The 20,043-nt window shown below is 50.1% G+C and carries 17 protein-coding genes and 4 tRNA genes; 5 read left to right on the top strand and 16 right to left on the bottom strand.

Going from position 1 to position 20,043, the window contains the following annotated elements; all coding sequences use genetic code 11:
- The first annotated feature begins 175 nt into the window (after nt 1-175).
- The 4 genes from hemC (at nt 176) to hemY (ending at nt 4,303) form a co-directional block, all read left to right on the top strand.
- Nucleotides 176-1,117, top strand: coding sequence for a hydroxymethylbilane synthase (gene hemC / locus M2371_RS20545; RefSeq protein WP_259268582.1), 942 nt, complete (start codon nt 176-178; stop codon nt 1,115-1,117).
- Nucleotides 1,114-1,854 carry a uroporphyrinogen-III synthase gene (gene hemD, locus M2371_RS20540; protein WP_172895931.1) on the top strand — a complete coding sequence of 247 codons (741 nt, stop codon included), beginning with the start codon at nt 1,114-1,116 and terminating at the stop codon, nt 1,852-1,854. The genes hemC and hemD overlap by 4 nt, the downstream gene beginning before the upstream one ends.
- 74 nt (nt 1,855-1,928) lie before the next feature.
- Nucleotides 1,929-3,104, top strand: coding sequence for a uroporphyrinogen-III C-methyltransferase (gene hemX / locus M2371_RS20535; RefSeq protein ID WP_259268581.1), 1,176 nt, complete (start codon nt 1,929-1,931; stop codon nt 3,102-3,104).
- 2 nt (nt 3,105-3,106) lie between these two features.
- Nucleotides 3,107-4,303 (top strand): protoheme IX biogenesis protein HemY, encoded by a 1,197-nt coding sequence (hemY, locus tag M2371_RS20530; RefSeq protein ID WP_034492210.1) that lies wholly within the window; start codon nt 3,107-3,109, stop codon nt 4,301-4,303.
- Between the two features lie 628 nt (nt 4,304-4,931).
- Here hemY and M2371_RS20525 read toward each other — a convergent pair.
- The 16 genes from M2371_RS20525 to trxA form a co-directional block, all read right to left on the bottom strand.
- Nucleotides 4,932-5,008: transfer RNA gene (locus M2371_RS20525), tRNA-Pro, on the bottom strand.
- Between the two features lie 36 nt (nt 5,009-5,044).
- A tRNA-Leu gene (locus tag M2371_RS20520) sits at nt 5,045-5,131 on the bottom strand.
- 16 nt (nt 5,132-5,147) lie between these two features.
- A tRNA-His gene (locus tag M2371_RS20515) sits at nt 5,148-5,223 on the bottom strand.
- A gap of 73 nt (nt 5,224-5,296) precedes the next feature.
- Nucleotides 5,297-5,373 (bottom strand) — tRNA-Arg (locus M2371_RS20510).
- Nucleotides 5,374-5,529: 156 nt separating this feature from the next.
- A complete protein-coding gene (gene wecG, locus M2371_RS20505) occupies nt 5,530-6,270 on the bottom strand; it encodes a lipopolysaccharide N-acetylmannosaminouronosyltransferase (RefSeq protein WP_115631607.1) in 741 nt (246 codons plus the stop codon).
- Nucleotides 6,267-7,643: an ECA oligosaccharide polymerase gene (gene wzyE, locus M2371_RS20500; protein ID WP_259268580.1), complete on the bottom strand. Its 1,377-nt coding sequence runs from the start codon at nt 7,641-7,643 to the stop codon at nt 6,267-6,269. Before wzyE ends, wecG begins: the two co-directional genes overlap by 4 nt.
- Entirely contained in the window at nt 7,640-8,719 is a 1,080-nt protein-coding gene (locus M2371_RS20495; RefSeq protein ID WP_259268579.1) for a TDP-N-acetylfucosamine:lipid II N-acetylfucosaminyltransferase, read from the bottom strand. Before M2371_RS20495 ends, wzyE begins: the two co-directional genes overlap by 4 nt.
- On the bottom strand, nt 8,716-9,966 hold the full coding sequence (wzxE, locus tag M2371_RS20490) for a lipid III flippase WzxE (RefSeq protein WP_259268578.1): 1,251 nt from the start codon (nt 9,964-9,966) through the stop codon (nt 8,716-8,718). The genes M2371_RS20495 and wzxE overlap by 4 nt, the downstream gene beginning before the upstream one ends.
- 1 nt (nt 9,967) lies before the next feature.
- The gene (rffA, locus tag M2371_RS20485) at nt 9,968-11,098 is read right to left on the bottom strand and encodes a dTDP-4-amino-4,6-dideoxygalactose transaminase (protein WP_259268577.1); all 1,131 of its coding nucleotides are present in this window, start codon (nt 11,096-11,098) and stop codon (nt 9,968-9,970) included.
- A 4-nt stretch (nt 11,099-11,102) separates the two neighbouring features.
- Nucleotides 11,103-11,792, bottom strand: a complete 690-nt coding sequence (gene rffC / locus M2371_RS20480; protein WP_259268576.1) for a dTDP-4-amino-4,6-dideoxy-D-galactose acyltransferase — start codon at nt 11,790-11,792, stop codon at nt 11,103-11,105.
- A 25-nt stretch (nt 11,793-11,817) separates the two neighbouring features.
- On the bottom strand, nt 11,818-13,080 hold the full coding sequence (wecC, locus tag M2371_RS20475) for a UDP-N-acetyl-D-mannosamine dehydrogenase (protein WP_259268575.1): 1,263 nt from the start codon (nt 13,078-13,080) through the stop codon (nt 11,818-11,820).
- Nucleotides 13,077-14,210, bottom strand: a complete 1,134-nt coding sequence (gene wecB, locus M2371_RS20470; protein ID WP_172895938.1) for a non-hydrolyzing UDP-N-acetylglucosamine 2-epimerase — start codon at nt 14,208-14,210, stop codon at nt 13,077-13,079. Before wecB ends, wecC begins: the two co-directional genes overlap by 4 nt.
- Before the next feature lie 62 nt (nt 14,211-14,272).
- On the bottom strand, nt 14,273-15,322 hold the full coding sequence (gene wzzE, locus M2371_RS20465; protein WP_172895939.1) for an ECA polysaccharide chain length modulation protein: 1,050 nt from the start codon (nt 15,320-15,322) through the stop codon (nt 14,273-14,275).
- Nucleotides 15,323-15,345: 23 nt separating this feature from the next.
- Complete coding sequence (gene wecA / locus M2371_RS20460) at nt 15,346-16,437, bottom strand: UDP-N-acetylglucosamine--undecaprenyl-phosphate N-acetylglucosaminephosphotransferase (protein WP_172895940.1); 1,092 nt, start codon at nt 16,435-16,437, stop codon at nt 15,346-15,348.
- 252 nt (nt 16,438-16,689) lie between these two features.
- Entirely contained in the window at nt 16,690-17,949 is a 1,260-nt protein-coding gene (rho, locus tag M2371_RS20455; RefSeq protein WP_034492237.1) for a transcription termination factor Rho, read from the bottom strand.
- A gap of 358 nt (nt 17,950-18,307) precedes the next feature.
- Nucleotides 18,308-18,637 carry a thioredoxin TrxA gene (gene trxA, locus M2371_RS20450; protein WP_034461718.1) on the bottom strand — a complete coding sequence of 110 codons (330 nt, stop codon included), beginning with the start codon at nt 18,635-18,637 and terminating at the stop codon, nt 18,308-18,310.
- 131 nt (nt 18,638-18,768) lie between these two features.
- On the opposite strand from trxA, the gene rhlB reads away from it, so the two are divergent.
- Nucleotides 18,769-20,040 carry an ATP-dependent RNA helicase RhlB gene (rhlB, locus tag M2371_RS20445; RefSeq protein WP_115631616.1) on the top strand — a complete coding sequence of 424 codons (1,272 nt, stop codon included), beginning with the start codon at nt 18,769-18,771 and terminating at the stop codon, nt 20,038-20,040.
- Nucleotides 20,041-20,043: the final 3 nt, after the last annotated feature.

The following is a 20,043-nucleotide window of genomic DNA, read 5'->3' as shown; positions in this document are numbered from 1 at the left end:
CACCTTGCTGGTTGACCGTAAAGAAAGATGCGCTACTCGCCAAGTTCCTTACCTTCTACCCGCTTTATCTTCCATAATACGAAATATGTCCCTCTTTTCCGCAAACCCGTTGAAACTGACAGCCTTCCTTGAAGAGTGGTAGGATGGTCAGGGACGATAATTACGGTAACAAGCAATGTTAGACAATGTATTAAGAATTGCCACTCGCCAAAGCCCATTAGCACTTTGGCAAGCACAATATGTCAAACAACGCCTCGAAGCGTGCCACCCCCAGCTCACGGTTGAACTGGTGCCTATGGTTACGCGTGGCGACATCATTCTTGATACACCGCTGGCAAAAGTAGGCGGCAAGGGATTGTTTGTCAAAGAGTTGGAACTCGCACTGCTTGAAGGCCGGGCAGATATTGCCGTGCATTCAATGAAAGATGTGCCGGTTGAATTTCCTGAAGGTTTAGGTTTAGTGACAATTTGTGAACGCGACGATCCTCGCGACGCCTTTGTCTCGAATAATTTCGCCAGTCTGGATGATTTACCCGCAGGCAGCATCGTGGGTACTTCAAGCCTACGCCGCCAGTGTCAGATTGCCGAACGCCGCCCGGATCTGGTGATTCGTTCTTTGCGCGGCAACGTTGGCACCCGTCTGGGTAAACTCGACAACGGTGATTATGACGCGATTATTCTGGCAGTAGCCGGGCTGAACCGTCTTGGTCTGCAATCACGTATCCGTTACGCATTGCCAGCGGAAGTGTCTCTGCCCGCTGTAGGTCAGGGCGCGGTGGGTATTGAATGTCGTCTTAATGATGAGCACGCTCAAGCATTGCTCGCTTCACTTAATCATGAAGAGACTGCAACTCGCGTCCGTGCTGAACGCGCCATGAACATGCGCCTTGAAGGTGGGTGCCAGGTGCCGATTGGCAGTTATGCAGAATTGAAAGACGGTGAGCTATGGCTGCGGGCATTAGTGGGCGCACCTGACGGCTCGATTCTGGTGCGTGGTGAACGCCGCGGTAAGCCAGAAGACGCCGAAGTCATGGGCGTTTCGCTGGCAGAAGAGCTTCTCGATAAAGGCGCGCGCGAAATTCTTGCTGCCGTTTATGACGGAGATGCTCCGGCATGACGATACTGGTCACCCGCCCTTCCCCCGCAGGGGATGAATTAGTGAGCAGACTGCGCGCACTGGGGCAGGTGGCGTATAGCTTCCCTCTCATCGAGTTTTCCCCAGGGCGGCAGTTGGATAAATTGCCGTCCATGCTGACGAGCCTTTCCGAAGGTGACCTGGTATTCCTTTTATCGCAGCACGTTATACATTTTGCTCATCCACAATTAAAGCAGAACGCTATGTCATGGCCTGCAAGTCTTGCCTGGTTTGCTATTGGACGTACAACTGCGTTAGCTTTTCACACTGTGAGCCATTTGCCGGTTCGTTATCCGCAAGACAGAGAAACGACGGAAGTGTTGCTACAATTACCTGAATTACAAAATGTTGCCGGGAAACGGGCGCTCATTTTGCGTGGGAATGGTGGTCGTGAACTGTTGGGCGAAACGCTGGCAGAACGCGGCGCAGAAGTTACTTTCTGCGAATGCTATCAAAGAAATGCCAGGATTTATGATGGAACGGAAGAAGCCTTTCGCTGGCGCGAACGTGGGGTTTCAACGCTGGTCGTAACGAGCGGTGAAATGCTACAACAACTTTATGCACTCATTCCCGAATGGTATCGAACAAATTGGTTACTCCACTGCCGGCTTATCGTCGTCAGTGAGCGTCTGGCAGGCCTTGCCCAGGATTTGGGCTGGCAAGATATTCGGGTCGCCGATAACGCTGACAATGATGCGCTGCTTCGCGCATTACAATAAACCTTGACCCAAAATAATTCGAGTTCCAGGAAGGCGGCTTGAAGCATGAAGGGTAAATAATATGGGATGCCACAATGACGGAACAACAGAACACCTCCGCCATGGTTGAAGAGACCACACCTGCGGTAGAAAACAAACCGCTTCCAGAACAACCACCACAAAAAAATCGTAGTGGTATTGCAGGCATTGCGCTGGGCGCTATCGCCATTGCAATTGCTCTGGCGCTGGGTGCAGGTCTGTACAGCTACGGTAAGCATGAGGTGGCGGCACAAAACACCACCAGCGATGCGCTGGCAACGCAACTGACCGCGCTCCAAAAGCAGCAAGAGCAGCAGCAATCAGCTCTGGAAGCCACCATCAAGCAGCAGGCAACTGCGCTTGAAGAGTCGAATCGCCAACAGGCAAATCTGGCGCGCGAACTGAATGAAGTACAACAAAAAGTCGCTACTATTTCTGGCAGCGATGCGAAAACATGGCTGCTGGCACAATCCGACTTCCTGGTGAAATTGGCAGGGCGCAAACTGTGGAGCGATCAGGACGTCACGACCGCCGCCGCATTATTGAAAAGTGCCGATGCCAGCCTGGCAGATATGAATGACCCAAGCCTGCTTCCCGTTCGCCGGGCGCTAACAGACGACATTTCAACGCTGTCTGCGATTACTCAGGTTGATTACGACGGGATAATTCTCAAGCTCAATCAGCTTTCAAATCAAGTTGATAACCTGCGTCTGGCGGATAACGATACCGACGATACGCCGATGGATTCCGATGGTAGTGAACTTTCCTCTACCGTCACAGAATGGCGTCAAAATCTGACCAAAAGCTGGCACAACTTTATGGATAGCTTCATTACTATCCGCCGCCGTGACGAAACGGCCGTTCCGCTTTTGGCTCCGAACCAGGATGTTTATCTGCGTGAGAACATCCGTTCGCGCTTGCTGGTTGCAGCGCAAGCGGTGCCACGCCATCAGGAAGAAACCTATAAGCAATCGCTGGAAAATGTTTCGACGTGGGTGCGTGCTTATTACGACACCAGCGACAGCGTGACAAAATCTTTCCTTGATGATCTGGACTCTCTCAGCCAGCAAACCATCAATATGGATGTCCCGCAAACTCTGGAAAGCCAGCCGCTGCTGGAAAAGCTGATGCAGACTCGGGTGCGTAATTTGCTTGCTCAACCCGCTGCAAATGCCAGCGCTCCAGCAGAACCCGCGCCTGAACAGGCTCCCGCACCCGTTCAAGGAGAATAAGCATGATTAAAGTCTTATTACTCTTTCTGCTGCTGATCGCCGGGATCGTGCTTGGGCCAATGTTAGCCGGGCACCAGGGTTACGTTCTGATTCAAACTGACAACTACAACGTCGAAACCAGCGTCACGGGTCTGGTGATCATTCTGATCCTTACCATGGTAGTGCTGTTCGCTATTGAATGGGTGCTGCGCCGCGTATTCCGCACCGGCGCTCGTACTCGTGGTTGGTTTGTTGGGCGCAAGAGCAGTCGCGCACGTAAGCAAACAAAAGCTGCATTGCTGAAACTGGCGGAAGGTGATCACCAACAAGTTGAAAAGCTGATGCTGAAAAATGCCGATCATGCCGAGCAACCTGTGGTGAACTACCTTATGGCGGCCGAAGCTGCACAGCAACGCGGGGATGAAATTCGTGCCAATCAGCATCTTGAACGAGCTTCCGAACTGGCGGATAACGATCAATTACCGGTCGAGATTACCCGTGTACGTTTGCAGTTAGCCCGCAATGAAAATCATGCCGCGCGTCATGGTGTCGATAAGCTGCTGGAGATTTCTCCGCGCCATCCTGAGGTTCTGCGTCTTGCAGAAATGGCATATGTCCGCACCGGTGCTTGGGGTTCGTTACTCGATATTTTGCCAGCGATGGACAAAGTACAGATTGGTGACGAAACTCATCGCCTCGCATTGCAACAGCAAGCCTGGATTGGCTTGATGGATCAGGCAATGGCGGAGCAAGGTAACGATGGTCTGAAAACCTGGTGGAAGAATCAAAGCCGTAAGACTCGCCATGAAACCGTGCTGCAAGTCGCGATGGCAGAGCATCTTATTGAATGTGACGATCATGACGCCGCGCAGGAAATCATTCTTGATGGCCTGAAGCGCCATTATGACGAACGTTTGATATTACTAATGCCGCGCCTGAAATCTGGCAATCCGGAGCAGCTTGAGAAAGCTCTGCGCCAGCAGATCAAAACGCAGGGCGATCGTCCGTTGTTATACAGTACGCTAGGCCAGTTGCTGATGAAACACGGTGAATGGCAGCAGGCATCCGAAGCTTTCCGTGAGGCAATTAAACAGCGCCCAGACGCTTTTGATTACGCATGGCTGGCTGATTGCCTGGATAAGCTGCATAACCCGGAAGAAGCGGCTCTGATGCGCCGTGATGGTCTGCTGCTCACTCTGCAAAACAACACAGGCTCGTAACACCCAAGGGCGATCTCTTCGCCCTTTTCCTTTCTCGAATTCCCTCTCCGTATGCAAAAAAAAACACCTGCCAATTGGCAGGTGTTAAAACAGGTCTGTATGACAACTAAGTGGTGCTTCACTCAACGTTGTGTCCATGGTGTTGGATGAGGTCTGAAAGACGACATCTGTCGGTGGACGATAAGCACCGTAATCGGCTCTGCGTCATTCCTGGGTTTATGAAGCCTAAGCAAACATAAGAAGTGGAATGAGCATCTACACATATATTATTGCATGATGCATGCCAGGTTTGTATTCGAAATTAATATGACAATGTAATTCCTTTTTGATCAGTATGTTATGCGATTCATTGTTGCCGCAGCGCTGGCTGTTTAACGACCCTGGATGGATAGCATAAGTGTCTCCATTTAGAGACAGATAAACAGACAATCAAAACTAGTCATTTATATCAATGCTTTATGAGTCACCAAACGGCGACAACAAAAGCAGGAATGTCGCAAATAAGAGACTGGGATTGAGATGGACTGTTTTCGCAAGGGTGTCGGATGACGCTGCGCTTATCCGACCTACGAAACGGTAAACTACAGACGTAAAAAAACCCAATCTTTCGATTGGGTTTTCTTGAATTTGGTCGGCGAGAGAGGATTCGAACCTCCGACCCACTGGTCCCAAACCAGTTGCGCTACCAAGCTGCGCTACTCGCCGAAATACTGCTTCACTTCTTATTGCTTAACTTAGAGATGGTGCGAAGAGAGGGACTTGAACCCTCACGTCCGTAAGAACACTAACACCTGAAGCTAGCGCGTCTACCAATTCCGCCACCTTCGCAATATCACTAAATTAATGGGGTGGCTAATGGGACTCGAACCCACGACAACTGGAATCACAATCCAGGGCTCTACCAACTGAGCTATAGCCACCACTGTAAATCTTTTCGCGCGGTCTACCTTCTTAAGAAGGAATTCCGCCGCAGCTCCAGCGCCATTCAATCAATGGTGCGCCCGACAGGATTCGAACCTGAGACCTCTGCCTCCGGAGGGCAGCGCTCTATCCAGCTGAGCTACGGGCGCATAGCGCCGTTGCGGGGTCGGATATTACGGCCTTCATGCCCACCTGTCTAGTGCTTATTTAAATAAAATGCGCATTTGGTTACGCTTTGCACATTCTGATGATTATACAGCCAAAAACACCCGCCAAACTCGCTTTATCTCTACAAACACTGCCGCTTACAGCCGTCCTGTGTAATGCCAGCCCAGATAACGCAGCAACTTAATTTGACGCGTAATGCGGCTCGGTTGCGACAATAATCGATATAACCACTCCAGACCCAGGTTTTGCCAGACCTTTGGCGCACGTTTCACATGGCCGGTGAAAACATCGTAGGTGCCACCCACGCCCATATACAAAGCATCAGGATACACCTTGCGGCAATCGCGCATGAAGATTTCCTGGCGTGGCGATCCCATCGCGACCGTGATTATCGCCGCACCGCTGTCGCGAATACGCTCGAATAAAGCGGCTTGTTGTTCAGGTTTAAAGTAGCCATCCTGACTACCGACAATATTGACCTGCCACTGCCCACGCAGCTTTGCTTCAGTTTGCGCCAGTATTTCCGGTTTGCCGCCAATCAGAAACACAGGTGTCCCCTCCCGCCCGGCACGCTGCATCAATGCTTCCCAGAGATCGGCTCCTGGTACACGCGACACCACGGCCCCCGGAAACTTTTTACGAATCGAGCGCACAACACTGATGCCATCTGCGTATTTGTATTCTGCATTTTCGATTAACGTTCGCACTTCTTGCTCGCGTTCAGCAGCAAGGATTTTCTCAGCGTTAATCGCCACCAGCGTCCCACTACGCAGCGAGCCGCCTGCGTAGAGATAATCCAAAGCATGTTGCATATCGCGCCAGCCCAAAAGCTCCAGGCCGCGAATCGCATAAGACGGAGCGGTAGTTAGCTCGTTCATGATATTCCTTGTGATGCATTTTGGGAGTCAGACATAACGCTTGGCGAACGACGTAGCCGTTGATGTACTAATCCCGCACTATCAAATAACCAGTAAAGGAGTTTTGCCAGCAACAGACAGGCGCCAAAAATCACAATGAAAAACACTACGCGGGAAACAAAGGAATCAAGCCCCTCTCGCGCCAGCACAATCATGTTAAAGATGGCCCCGAAACAGAAGCTATGCAAAATGGCGGCTTTATACTTGTTGGTTTCCCTGTTGCCCAGTTCATACAACCAATCAAACCATTTGATAATCAGACCCACCACAACGGCACCCAGCGGGATAAACCACACGCCGCCCATAACCACCAGCGATCCAATTAACGTCGGTGAAATCGCCAGCCCTGAATGGTTGTTGAGGATTTCCCAGGTAAAGTAGTTCGCGCTATTCAGCACGATGCCTGGACGACTCGGCCATAACCAGGTGGGGATAAAGACATAGAAATCACGGACAATCGGTGCCAGACCCTGAAACTCAATTTTGTCGTAATTTTGCAGCAGTAATGCGAGATTTTCCCACGGCGAGAAAGTATCGCGCGTCAGATACAAGAAGGTATAAAACGCTTCGTCGCCGCTCACGTCCATACCGTAGCGCTTTAGCGCCAACCAGAACATGCCGACAATGCCGAATATCCCCGCAGCCGCCAGCATCCACAACGAAATCCAGCCGCGAATAATACCGATGAACAAGAAGATGGCGAACGCAATGATAATATTCGCGCGAGTCCCGCCGACAATCATATAAGTCAACAAACCAAACGCGACGGTGCTGACCAGGAAAAACATCCAGGAACGGCCATCCTGCTTGAGAAAATAGACCACCAACATCGCGGGAATAAAGAAGTAGAAGAAGCGTTTTAACGCAACGCCTGAGACTTCGCTGGAGAATATCTGGCTGTACGAATGCAGTTTAAACAGCAAGAAACCGTTATGCATAAAGAAGATGCCGACGCTCACCAATGCCACTACGGCCAGCATCACCCACGTCAAATGCGTTTCAACTCGATTCATCGTAAACACAGGCTGCCGAACCGCGTTGCTTCGTTTCTCCCGCAACCGTGTTTTGTAGGCAACATAATAGATGCCATAAAAGCACGCGGCTGCTAGCTGCGCTTGCAACAGAACGTCTGCTGGAACGACGGACACCCCAAAGCGGAAGACTAATGTGCAGGTAAACGGAAAGCCGAAGAAAAACGTCAGCAAATACAATAGCGAGAAGAAGACATTGAAATTAAAACGGACCCGGCGGAATTCCTGGTACGTTAAAATGCCAATGAACATGACCGAGACAAACCAGACCACAAACAAACCGCCAAATTGCAGCAAACTCATGCGGTTTCTCCTGATGCAATGTCCAGCGCCCGTATCCAACCATCAATGTAATTAGGGTTAAAGAAAGCAATTTGCTGTTTATCCAGTAAGCGTAGCTGACGCTGCGCCTCGCGCACAATCGGTTCATCAAGCGGGTCGCCGGCGAATAGCACCGGAATGTGCTGCTCCGTCATATCCTGCCAGAAAGGGTTTTTGCGGCTCAATACGCAGGGTATTCCCGCCTGAATCAGCAGACAAAGGGTGCCAATTCCTTGTTGGCGATCGAAAATGAAATAGCCGAGGTCACACTGACGCAACATCGCCAGGTAATCATCAAATTCCATTTTTTCGGTCAAAATTTGCAGATTTTCTTCGCTGAAAAACGCTCGCCCAGCCTGCCGCACTTCATTGATATAAGTATTATTGTTGGCCGGATAACCCATTGGCACGACCACGCGAACCGTATCGCCAAACTGATCGTGAACAGCTTTCAGTGCGGCAATATGCTGGTTGCTCAGGTCGCCCGAATTGCCGACCAGCACCGTCATTTTTCCTGTTTTAGGTTCACTGTTGGCAAGCGTGTTGAGCGATGGGTCCATACGCGTCGGGAAATAAATCAGTTCCCCTGGCACGCGTGGGTGGCGTTCATGAAAATAATTCAGGTCGCCACGGGTTGCAAACACGCGTCCTACTCGGCCCTGCGCGATGCGACGCAGCAGGTAAAACAGCCGAAACTTGAGGCTACTGGAGGCTTCATACAGATCGGCCCCCCAAATGTGCCAGTTCATCTGAGCAGGTTTCAAACCGCCCGTCAGCAGGGCAATCCACAGCGCACTATTAAACTGACCATGGAAGAAAAAGCGTTGTTTCCGATTAGCTCGAGCCTTTTCAATGACGACCTGTGCCAGCGCTTTTTTGGTTGGATAAAGCATGACAGCAAGCATCGGAAAAGCCGACAGCAGCGAGTCGTCCTGTGATACCACCATAAACTGGCGGGCGTGCGGATTCGCGGTAGCCAGTGCGTCATTAAAGAAACGCAGTACCGTTTGATTATGATGCGGGATATCCGATCCCAAAACGTGAATCAGTGTCGTCATGCTCGTCTACGATAAATAAGAAAAACGCTGCAACAGAGCGTGAAGTAAATGATATACGTTGCCATATATGCCTGCGCCGCGCCGAGCGCACCATGCGCAGGTATAAGCCAATGCGAAAAACCGGTCAATAATGCAAACTGGCTGATTTCAGTCAAAATATAGAAGCGAAGCGAGGCTTTGGCTATCACCAGATAACCAAATACGTAGGAGCCCACTTTCAGTACGTCACCCACCAGTTGCCAGGCGAAAAGATCGCGCATCGCAATAAACTTATGCGAGAAAAGCAACCAGATGGCGAAATCACGCAATAGCCAGACGGTAAAACTCGCCAGAGCTACGGCGGGCAGCACAAATTTCAGTGAGCGAAGAATCTCGCGACTGATGTCATGTTTGCTGGTCAGGCGGGAAAGCGTTGGCAGCAAATACACGCTAAACGAAGCGGTGATGAATTGCAGATACGCATCCGAAATACTGCTAACACCTTGCCAGATTCCGACATCATCCCAGCTGTAATGCGCGGCAAGCAGATTTCGCATCATCACGTATGCCACCGGCAACGTTACCGAGGTAATCAGCGCCATAATGGTGAACTTGCCAAGACTGCTGGCATAGACTTTATCCCACTGCGGTTTGAGATAACCGAGCGGTACGTGTTCGCGGCGAACCAGCATAATGCCAGCAGGAATCAGTACCAGCGCAGGCACCAACGCCAGTCCCAACAGCGCCCCCTGATAACCGCCCAGGCGGTAGCAAAGGTAATAAGCCAATACGCCAATCAGGCTGCCGCCAATCAGTGCCAGCGCATTACCCGCCGCATCACGAAACCCTTTCATGATGGCCAGCGACAAGTTCGCCCAGGCAATCCCCATTTGCACGAGCGCAACCAGACGCACTAATCCCTGGTAGTTTTCATGCCCGAATAATCCAAGGCTAATCGGCTTTGCCGCCACCACAAAAATAATGGCTAAAAGCGTCGAGAAGCCCAACACCATGGCTGATGACGTACCGATGACTTTGCGCAGCTGCTCGGGTTGGTCGTGGTACTGCGCGACATATTTAGTCACGCCATTGAAGATCCCCGCCCCGGCAAGCACACCTAAAACGGTGATCATCTGGCGGAAGTTTCCAGCCTGCCCAACACCACTTGGGCCGTATGCCACGGCCAGCAGTTTCACCACCAGCAAACCAGCAGCAATTTTTACCAGCGTGGACCCTGCGGTCCACACTGAGGCTTTCGCGAGTGACATATCAGGAGAAGAAGCTTAACAACGTATTGATAACAGTACGCTGGTTCGCTGGAGACAGGTTATAGAACAGTGGCAAGCGCAGCAGGCGCTCGCTTTCTTTAGACGTGAAACGATCTTCGCCGTGGAAGTAACCAAACTTCTCGCCAGCCGGGCAATCATGTAATGGGATGTAATGGAACACCGCCATAATTTCTGCCTCTTTGAGATACGCAATCAGAGCGCTGCGATCGTCAATATCACGCAGTTTGATATAAAACATGTGCGCGTTCTGCACACAATCTTTTGGAATCGATGGCAGTTCAATGCGCCCGGTTTTAGCCAGAGGTGCCAGCGCGTCGTAATAGTCATGCCACAGTTTCAGACGCTGTTGGTTAATCTTTTCAGCGGCTTCCAGTTGCGCCCAAAGATATGCCGCCTGGAGGTCTGCCATCAGGTAGCTTGAACCAATATCGCGCCAGGTATATTTGTCCACCTGCCCACGGAAGAATTGGCTGCGGTTGGTGCCTTTCTCGCGAATAATTTCCGCACGCTCGATAAGCGATGCGTCGTTTATCAGCGTCGCCCCACCTTCACCGCCTGCGGTGTAGTTTTTGGTTTCATGGAAGCTGAAACAGCCAATGTGGCCAATTGTTCCTAAGGCGCGGCCTTTATAGGTCGACATCACACCCTGCGCGGCATCTTCCACCACAAAGAGTTTATGTTTAGTCGCAATCGCCATAATGGTGTCCATTTCGCAGGCAACCCCCGCGTAATGAACCGGAACAATTGCACGCGTTTTCTCGGTGATAGCCGCTTCAATCAACTTCTCGTCGATGTTCATGGTGTCCGGGCGAACATCCACAAACACAATTTTAGCCCCGCGCAATACAAACGCATTGGCCGTCGAAACAAAGGTATAGCTCGGCATGATCACTTCATCGCCGGCCTGGATATTCAACAGGAGGGCCGCCATTTCCAGCGAGGCGGTGCAGGATGGTGTCAGCAGCACTTTTTTGCTGCCAAAACGATGCTCCATCCACTGCTGGCAACGGCGAGTAAAACCGCCATCGCCACAGAGCTTGCCGCTACCCATTGCAGCCTGCATGTATTCGATTTCGGTACCTACTACTGGAGGAGCATTAAATGGGATCATTTTTTCACCTGTATAACCAGAAGGCGGTGCTTTCAATATTGGCACCGCTTTGAATATAACGTCGCAGAGCAGCCGTATTGCTGGTTTGCGTAGCCACTCGCAGCGTATGTAAACCGCGTTGCTGACACCATGAACGGGCGGCATCCATTAACTGTCCGCCCACTCCACGTCCAGCGAGTAATCCGATACGCGCTTCAGTGTCACTGAGCTGGCGCATGCTCACAAACCCCTGTACCGCTTCGCCACTTTTTAGCACCAGGCATTCATGGTCGAAGGTGCCGAGCACGGCATTCTCAATCCACTGGGCGTAAAATCGGCCACTATCAACAGGCTGATACCAGGGTGCGCGAAAACGACTTTGTGTGAATATTTGGGCAGCCAATTCCCGCAAAGTCGCGATATCTGCTTGAGTCGCACGCGGCAGTGCAAGTGCAGCATTTTGCGTGCCAACGGCTAGAGCAAAATCCACTTCCCCTTCAACCAGTTTAAAGCCGAGTTGCTGTAAACCATCCAGCAGCACGGTTTGATGGGTAGCGATTTTCGCCTGCACGCGGGAAAACGCATCAAGATGTTGTGAAGCCAGCAGCGGGGCATCGTCTGCAAAACGAAGAATTGCGCTGTTCACCGCAAAGAATTGATTCTCCCAATTAAGAGATTCAATTCTTGCGTAAACAGGAGTAGATAAAAGCGTCATGGGCTTTATCAGCGCCTGGCGTGGTTTAGCGCCAGACTCCTTTGGTGTCAACAATCCAGCTTTGCTGAACTTGCTCACCCGGAATGGCTTTGAATGCCTGGTGATCAACTAACATCACCAGCACATCAGCCTGCGCGAGGGCTTCATCGGTAGTGGCTAATTCACAATGCCCGACCAGCTTTTTCGGCAGCTCATGAATGTTTGGCTCAACAGCCAGCGTTTTACCGCTATGCCAGGCGCTGAGCATCTCAGCAATTTCCATGGCTGGGCTTTCACGCAGGTCATCAATATTAGGCTTGAAGGCCAGCCCAAAGCAGGCAATCGTAATTTCACTGGCGCGTTTGCCTGTTTCTGCCAGGCAATCAGCAACGGCCGCTTTCACCTGGTTGATCACCCAATGTGGTTTGCCGTCGTTAACTTCACGCGCGGTACGAATCAGTTGTGCCTGTTCCGGATTCTGCGCCACGATAAACCACGGATCAACCGCAATACAGTGCCCGCCGACCCCAGGGCCAGGCTGCAAAATATTAACGCGCGGATGTCGATTCGCCAGGCGAATCAATTCCCAGACGTTGATCCCTTGATCGGCGCAAATCAGTGAAAGCTCGTTGGCAAAGGCAATATTCACGTCCCGAAAACTGTTTTCGGTGAGCTTACACATTTCTGCCGTGCGGGAGTTCGTTACCACGCACTCGCCTTCCAGGAAGATTTTGTACAATTCGCTCGCACGAGCAGAACACACTGGCGTCATACCACCAATGACACGGTCGTTCTTGATAAGCTCGACCATCACCTGACCTGGCAGCACTCGCTCAGGGCAGTAAGCGACGTTGACATCTGCCGTCTCACCTGCCTGATGTGGGAAAGTCAGGTCAGGACGCAGCTCGGCTAACCACTGCGCCATTTGTTCGGTTGAACCAACGGGAGAAGTGGATTCGAGAATGACCAATGCACCTTTCTTTAAAACTGGGGCGATAGACTCAGCCGCAGCTTTGACGAAAACCATATCTGGCTCGTGGTCGCCTTTGAAAGGCGTCGGCACCGCAATCAAATAAGCATCTGCTGCAACGGGTTGGGTACTGGCACGTAAAAATCCGCCTTCTACCGCCGTTTTAACCACCTTATCCAGATCCGGCTCAACAATATGAATAGCACCACGATTAATGGTGTCTACCGCATGCTGGTTGATATCTATACCGACGACGTTTTGCTGTTTTGAAGCAAAAGCAGCCGCAGTCGGTAATCCGATATAGCCAAGACCAATAACAGAGATGGTTGCAAAACTCATTGTTGTGTCACCTGATTATTCTTCAATGCAGCCAAAATTTGTTCACAAGCTTTGCCATTTCCATAAGGGTTATGTGCCCGGCTCATGACTTGATATTCATTTTCGTCTTTCAGCAAACGTGTTACCTGGCGGACAATTTCTTGAGTATCCGTTCCGACCAAACGCACAGTACCTGCATCGACAGCTTCAGGACGTTCAGTGGTATCACGCATAACCAGCACGGGTTTACCCAGTGACGGTGCTTCTTCCTGGATGCCGCCTGAATCAGTGAGGATCAGGTAAGCCTGGTTCATCAAATAGACAAACGGTAAATATTCCTGTGGGTCAATCAGCACCACATTTTTGACATCGCCAAGAATACGAGTCACAGGCTCGCTAACATTCGGATTCAAATGCACTGGATAAACAATCTGGACATCACTGTTTTCTTTGGCAATTTCAGCTAACGCGTGACAAATTCGTTCAAAACCATCGCCAAAGCTTTCACGGCGGTGGCCGGTAACCAAAATCAGTTTTTTGCTGCTATCCAGGAACGGATGGCATTCCGCCAGAGAAACGCGCAAGTTGTTATCGGCATAGACACGGTCACGAACAGAAATCAGCGCATCAATGACTGTATTACCAGTCACGAAGATTTTATTGTCACTGATATTTTCGCGTAGCAAGTTCTGTCGGGAATTCTCTGTCGGCGCAAAATGGTACATCGCCAGATGCCCGGTAATCGTTCTGTTCGCCTCTTCAGGCCAAGGAGAATAGAGATCACCAGTACGCAAACCCGCTTCAACATGCCCGACAGGAATACGCTGATAAAAAGCAGCCAGACTAGTGGCAACTGTGGTTGTCGTATCGCCATGAACCAGCACTACATCGGGTTTAAATGACTCAAGTATCGGCTTTAATCCCTCGAGAATGCGGCAGGTAATTTCTGTCAGCCCTTGCCCCGGCTTCATGATGTTCAAATCATAATCCGGCTCGATAGAAAATAGATTCAGCACTTGATCCAACATCTCGCGATGCTGTGCTGTCACGCAGACTTTTGCGTCAAAAAACGCGTCTTTTGCCAACGCTTCAACCAGAGGAGCCATTTTAATAGCCTCCGGACGCGTGCCAAAAACAGTTAACACTTTCACAGCAATTCTCTTTTGTTGAAAAAGGTGAAGGCCGTCCATCGAGCCTTCACCGGGTAAGGGCGTTATAACAATTTTGGACGGCGGGCTAATGCCACACCAGCGCCAATCAGGGCCCCAACCATACCCCACATAATCAGCAAGAATGCCCGGCGCGGGCTATCACGCTTCACAGGTTCTTCAGGGGTACGTAAATAGCGGTAGGTTTGGAAGCGAGCGTCGAGCGTTGGCCCCACGTTCAGCGTCGACAACATGGCACGATTCTGGTCATAGTCGATGTCATAGTTTGGCCCCACTGCCTGCAAGCTTTCAAGCCGTGCTTGCAACATTGGACGTCCTAACATGAACATTTCGGAATCGGGTAACTCGTCGGCAGGAACTTCGGTTTCACTTTTAGCAATATTTTGCTGCTGCGCAATCTTCAGCGCTTGCTCAACGCTGTGAACTTTGCGGTTATAAATAGACTTAGCCACTTCTTCCTGGCGTTTAACTTGCGCCTTCATCTGTACAGTGCGAGCAGACCAGGCCCCGGTCAGCTCTTCGTTCAGATGGCTCGCCGCACGCTGGCTGGCAAAAGCAACATACTGACGCAGCAAGTTATTGGCATCAGCCGCAGTCTCAGCGATTAATTTCACACTGTCGCTGGTATTACGAGCGATGTCACCGGCTGTAAATTGAATATTATCAACAAGTTCATCTAACAGTGCGGCATCAACTTTACTGTTGCCAACCTGACGCTGCTTGTAATAGTCAGTCTGTAACCAAAAATCACGGCGCGTATCGTAGGCAGACAACTGCATGATGAATTCTTTGTACGCTTCATCCATCACCGAAGGTTGATCAACCGGCAGCATGTTGGCTCTGAGGTCGAGATTACGCAGGAACTGCTGTTGCGAATAATATCCACCCAACATATTGACCGTCGGGCGATCGGTTATCGCGTTAGCGCTCCATTCTTGCCTGGCAAAGAAGGTGTAGATTAACGCAATGGCAGCAAACAAGACTGCGATACCCATAATCCACAACTTCCCTTGCCACAGTGTCCGGAATAAACCACGAATGTCCAACTCGTTGTCTACCATCCCCGGGTTATTTCCTGGCACGTTTTGTTTCATCACTTCCCCAATTACTTTCAGAATTAAGAAATGTTGCTGCTGTTTCTGCGTTGCCGACGCTTATGACGTCTTATGAAACGCGCCACTTTCCAGGCCCGTTTGATGCAATAATCATATAGGACAAATGCAAGCAAGAATAATGCCAACATTACCCATTCAGGTATGGAATGTATGTATTCTGCTGCTACGCCAATGCCCGCGAGTAACGCTGCGGCAGCGGTGATAAGCACAAAGGCCTGACGTGAAGTAAAGCCCGCGCGCATGATTAAATGGTGAATATGCTGGCGGTCTGGAGAGAATGGACTCATCCCCTTACGTAACCGGCGATACATAATGGCGATCATATCCATGAGTGGGATGGCGATAATCCACAGCGCGGTCACCGGGCTAATTGGATGTGTTTGCCCTTGCGTGGTTTCCAGCAAAATCCAGATAACGGTAAAACCAATAAGAGTACTGCCTGCATCACCCATAAATACTTTATAGCGACGACCCAGCACCCCGAGGTTTAAAAGAATATAAGGCAAGATGGCAGCTATCATTGCGAAGCACCACATCGCCAGACTCAGTTGTCCGTCGAAATAAAGGATCATTCCCATCGCTGCAAAGGAGACACAAGAAAGTCCACCTAACAGGCCGTCAATACCATCAACCATGTTGAAAGCATTTATTGCAGCCCAGACTGCGAATAAGGTTAAAAAATAACCAAATGGACCAAGCACCATTTCCCACGAGCCGAAAATATACCCAAGACTTACCAGGTATAATTTACCGACAAACATCATCACAAGGCCGATTAATGCCTGTACAGACGCTCTAATTTTTACGCTGATATCAAAACGATCATCCAGAGCACCGACCAGTACCAGTACCCCTGCGCAGGTTAAATAAAGCCACGCATGCGGGATGTAATAATTAGCAATCAGGAAGGTAAAGCAGATACCGGCATAAACCGATATGCCTCCGACCAAAGGAATTAGCCCCTGGTGGCGTTTGCGGAAGTTTGGTTTATCGACCAGACCGATTCTTTTTGCTGCCTTGCGCGCAAAAAAAAGAAATACGGTAGTAAATAAAAAAATACTTATCAGGTCAGTTCCAGCGGTGATTAAATTCACAGTGCAAGCTCTCTGCAAAATAAAAGGTCAAGGCAATCTCATTCAAAGTGTGCCCCGTCCAATGGTTATATACATCTAATCCCTGAACATCCTGCTTATTATTTAAACAACACTGTCCGAGTATTGATACTAATAACAATATGGCATCCGTTGCCACAGTGGGTGCTTAACTGCGATCGTTAATTCTATATCGTATATACCACTAAAGAAAAACGCCACGTCTAAGCGTGGCGTTCCCCGAGTTTTTGTTGCTTACGAGCGCTTCATCATATCGAAGAAGTCTTCGTTGGTTTTCGTCATCGCCAATTTGTTGATGAGGAATTCCATTGCATCAATCTCACCCATTGGATGGATGATTTTGCGTAAGATCCACATTTTCTGCAGTTCTTCCTGGGTAGTCAGCAGCTCTTCTTTACGTGTACCTGAACGATTATAGTCGATAGCAGGGAATACGCGTTTCTCAGCGATTTTACGCGCCAGATGCAATTCCATGTTGCCGGTACCTTTAAATTCTTCGTAGATAACTTCATCCATTTTAGAACCGGTATCAACCAGAGCCGTTGCGATGATAGTCAAACTACCACCCTCTTCCACATTACGTGCAGCACCAAAGAAACGTTTTGGACGATGCAGGGCGTTCGCATCCACACCACCCGTCAGTACTTTGCCTGATGCAGGTACAACGGTGTTGTAAGCACGAGCCAGACGAGTAATGGAGTCGAGAAGAATAATGACGTCTTTCTTATGTTCAACAAGACGCTTCGCCTTCTCGATGACCATTTCAGCAACCTGAACGTGGCGAGATGCAGGTTCGTCAAAGGTGGACGCGATAACTTCGCCTTTCACCAGACGCTGCATCTCAGTCACTTCTTCCGGACGTTCGTCGATCAGCAGAACCATCAGCACGCAGTCTGGGTGGTTATATGCAATGCTGGTTGCAATATTTTGCAGCAGCATGGTTTTACCGGCTTTAGGCGGAGCCACAATCAGGCCACGCTGGCCGCGACCGATTGGCGATGCCAGATCCAGTACACGAGCGGTTAAGTCTTCGGTAGAGCCATTACCACGTTCCATGCGTAAACGAGAATTTGCATGCAGCGGGGTTAAGTTTTCAAACAGGATTTTGCTACGCGCATTTTCTGGTTTGTCGTAGTTAACTTCGTTAACTTTCAGCAGCGCAAAGTAACGTTCACCTTCTTTCGGCGGACGAATCTTACCGGAGATGGTATCCCCTGTGCGGAGGTTGAAACGGCGGATTTGGCTGGGAGAAACGTAGATGTCATCAGGACCGGCGAGGTAGGAACTGTCTGCAGAGCGGAGGAAACCAAATCCGTCCTGCAATATCTCCAGCACACCGTCACCAAAGATATCTTCGCCACTCTTCGCGTGTTGCTTCAGGATGGAGAAAATAATGTCCTGCTTGCGCATACGGGCTTGGTTTTCCAGCCCCATATTTTCGCCGAGAGTAATCAGCTCAGAAACCGGCGTATTCTTTAATTCGGTAAGATTCATAATGGTGGGTTCTTAAACTCGGGGTAAATCTCGAACATGTATCGTGAATGGTATGGCAGGATCATCCATGCCTGTTTAATGGCCACCACCACATGTCTTATCGCTGCCTGGTCATAGGAAAAACGCAGAACTGAAACGACACGACGGAATGGGTGATATGCCCGAAATCGATTATGCGACCTGATGTTCACTGTAAAACAGCGTCTTAGTGAAATTTAACGGGAAGCATTGGGTATTACAAAGATTCAAACTACAAGACAAGTTCAAAATGCAGTAAAAGTAACTTAGCATGACTGACGCCGGGCGTCCAGCAGCTCACAAAAAATTGCAAACCGCGCACGCACCGGCTGAGATTCCGTTATGCCAGATTAGCGTCGAGGAACTCTTTTAACTGGCCTTTAGACAGCGCACCAACTTTGGTCGCAGCCACTTCACCGTTTTTGAACAGCAACAGAGTTGGGATACCACGGATACCATATTTTGGCGCCGTGCCCGGGTTCTGATCGATGTTCAGTTTAGCAACGGTCAGATTGCCCTGATATTCATCAGCGATTTCATCAAGAATCGGGGCGATCATCTTGCATGGACCACACCACTCCGCCCAGAAATCAACCAGAATCAACCCATCAGCTTTTAGCACGTCCGTGTCGAAACTGTCGTCAGTCAGGTGAATAATTTTATCGCTCATGTTCTACTCCGCAGGATTGTGTCTACCTTGTTGGTGTAGCCTCAACCAACTTGGGGTGACTTTATTTCACCCCGTTTATTTCAACGGATGTGCTTTCGTAAAGCAATAGTAAACTGATATTCTACCACACTATGAGCAAAACACATTTGACCGAACAGAAGTTTTCCGACTTCGCCCTGCACCCTAAGGTGATTGAAGCCCTTGAAAATAAAGGGTTCCATAACTGCACCCCAATTCAGGCACTGGCACTACCGCTGACACTAGCGAATCGTGACGTTGCAGGGCAGGCGCAAACCGGTACTGGCAAAACGATGGCGTTTTTAACGTCAACGTTCCATTATTTACTCTCTCACCCGGTTCCAGAGAATCGCCAGGTGAACCAGCCGCGTGCTTTAATTATGGCACCGACTCGTGAACTGGCAGTGCAAATTCACTCAGATGCAGAGCCACTCGCGCAATCAACCGGCCTGAAACTCGGCCTGGCATACGGTGGTGATGGCTACGACAAACAGCTTAAAGTGCTGGAAAGTGGTGTTGATATTCTTATCGGCACGACGGGTCGTTTGATCGATTACGCAAAACAAAACCACATTAACTTAGGTGCAATTCAGGTTGTGGTGCTCGATGAAGCCGATCGCATGTACGATCTGGGCTTTATAAAAGATATTCGCTGGTTGTTCCGTCGTATGCCACCCGTCACTCAACGCCTGAACATGCTGTTCTCCGCTACATTATCTTACCGTGTGCGTGAGTTGGCGTTTGAGCAAATGAACAACGCGGAATACGTTGAAGTTGAACCGGAGCAAAAAACCGGTCATCGCATCCAGGAAGAGCTGTTCTACCCTTCTAATGAAGAGAAAATGCGCCTGTTGCAGACACTCATCGAAGAAGAGTGGCCAGACCGCGCAATTATCTTTGCTAACACCAAACACCGTTGTGAAGATATCTGGGGCCACCTCGCCGCTGATGGACATCGTGTTGGTCTGTTAACTGGCGATGTTGCACAGAAAAAACGCCTGCGCATTCTTGAAGAATTCACTCGTGGCGATCTCGATATTCTGGTCGCAACCGACGTAGCAGCACGTGGCTTGCATATTCCTTTAGTCACTCATGTGTTCAACTACGATCTGCCGGACGATTGCGAAGACTACGTTCACCGTATTGGCCGTACTGGCCGTGCTGGCGAAAGCGGTCATTCCATTAGCCTGGCATGTGAAGACTACGCGCTGAACCTGTCCGCTATTGAAACCTACATCGGTCACTCAATCCCGGTCAGCAAGTACAAAACTGAAGCACTGTTAAGCGAACTTCCTCCACCGAAACGCCTGACTCGTTCCCGCCCGGGTAACGGTCCTCGTCGTAATGGTGGCGCTTCCCGTGGTAATCGCCGTCGCACAGGTTAAAAT

The sequence above is a fragment of the Buttiauxella sp. BIGb0471 genome (genome assembly GCF_024807715.1).
GTDB classification, from domain to species: domain Bacteria; phylum Pseudomonadota; class Gammaproteobacteria; order Enterobacterales; family Enterobacteriaceae; genus Buttiauxella; species Buttiauxella agrestis.
This window is presented reverse-complemented; position numbering and strand designations above follow the sequence as displayed.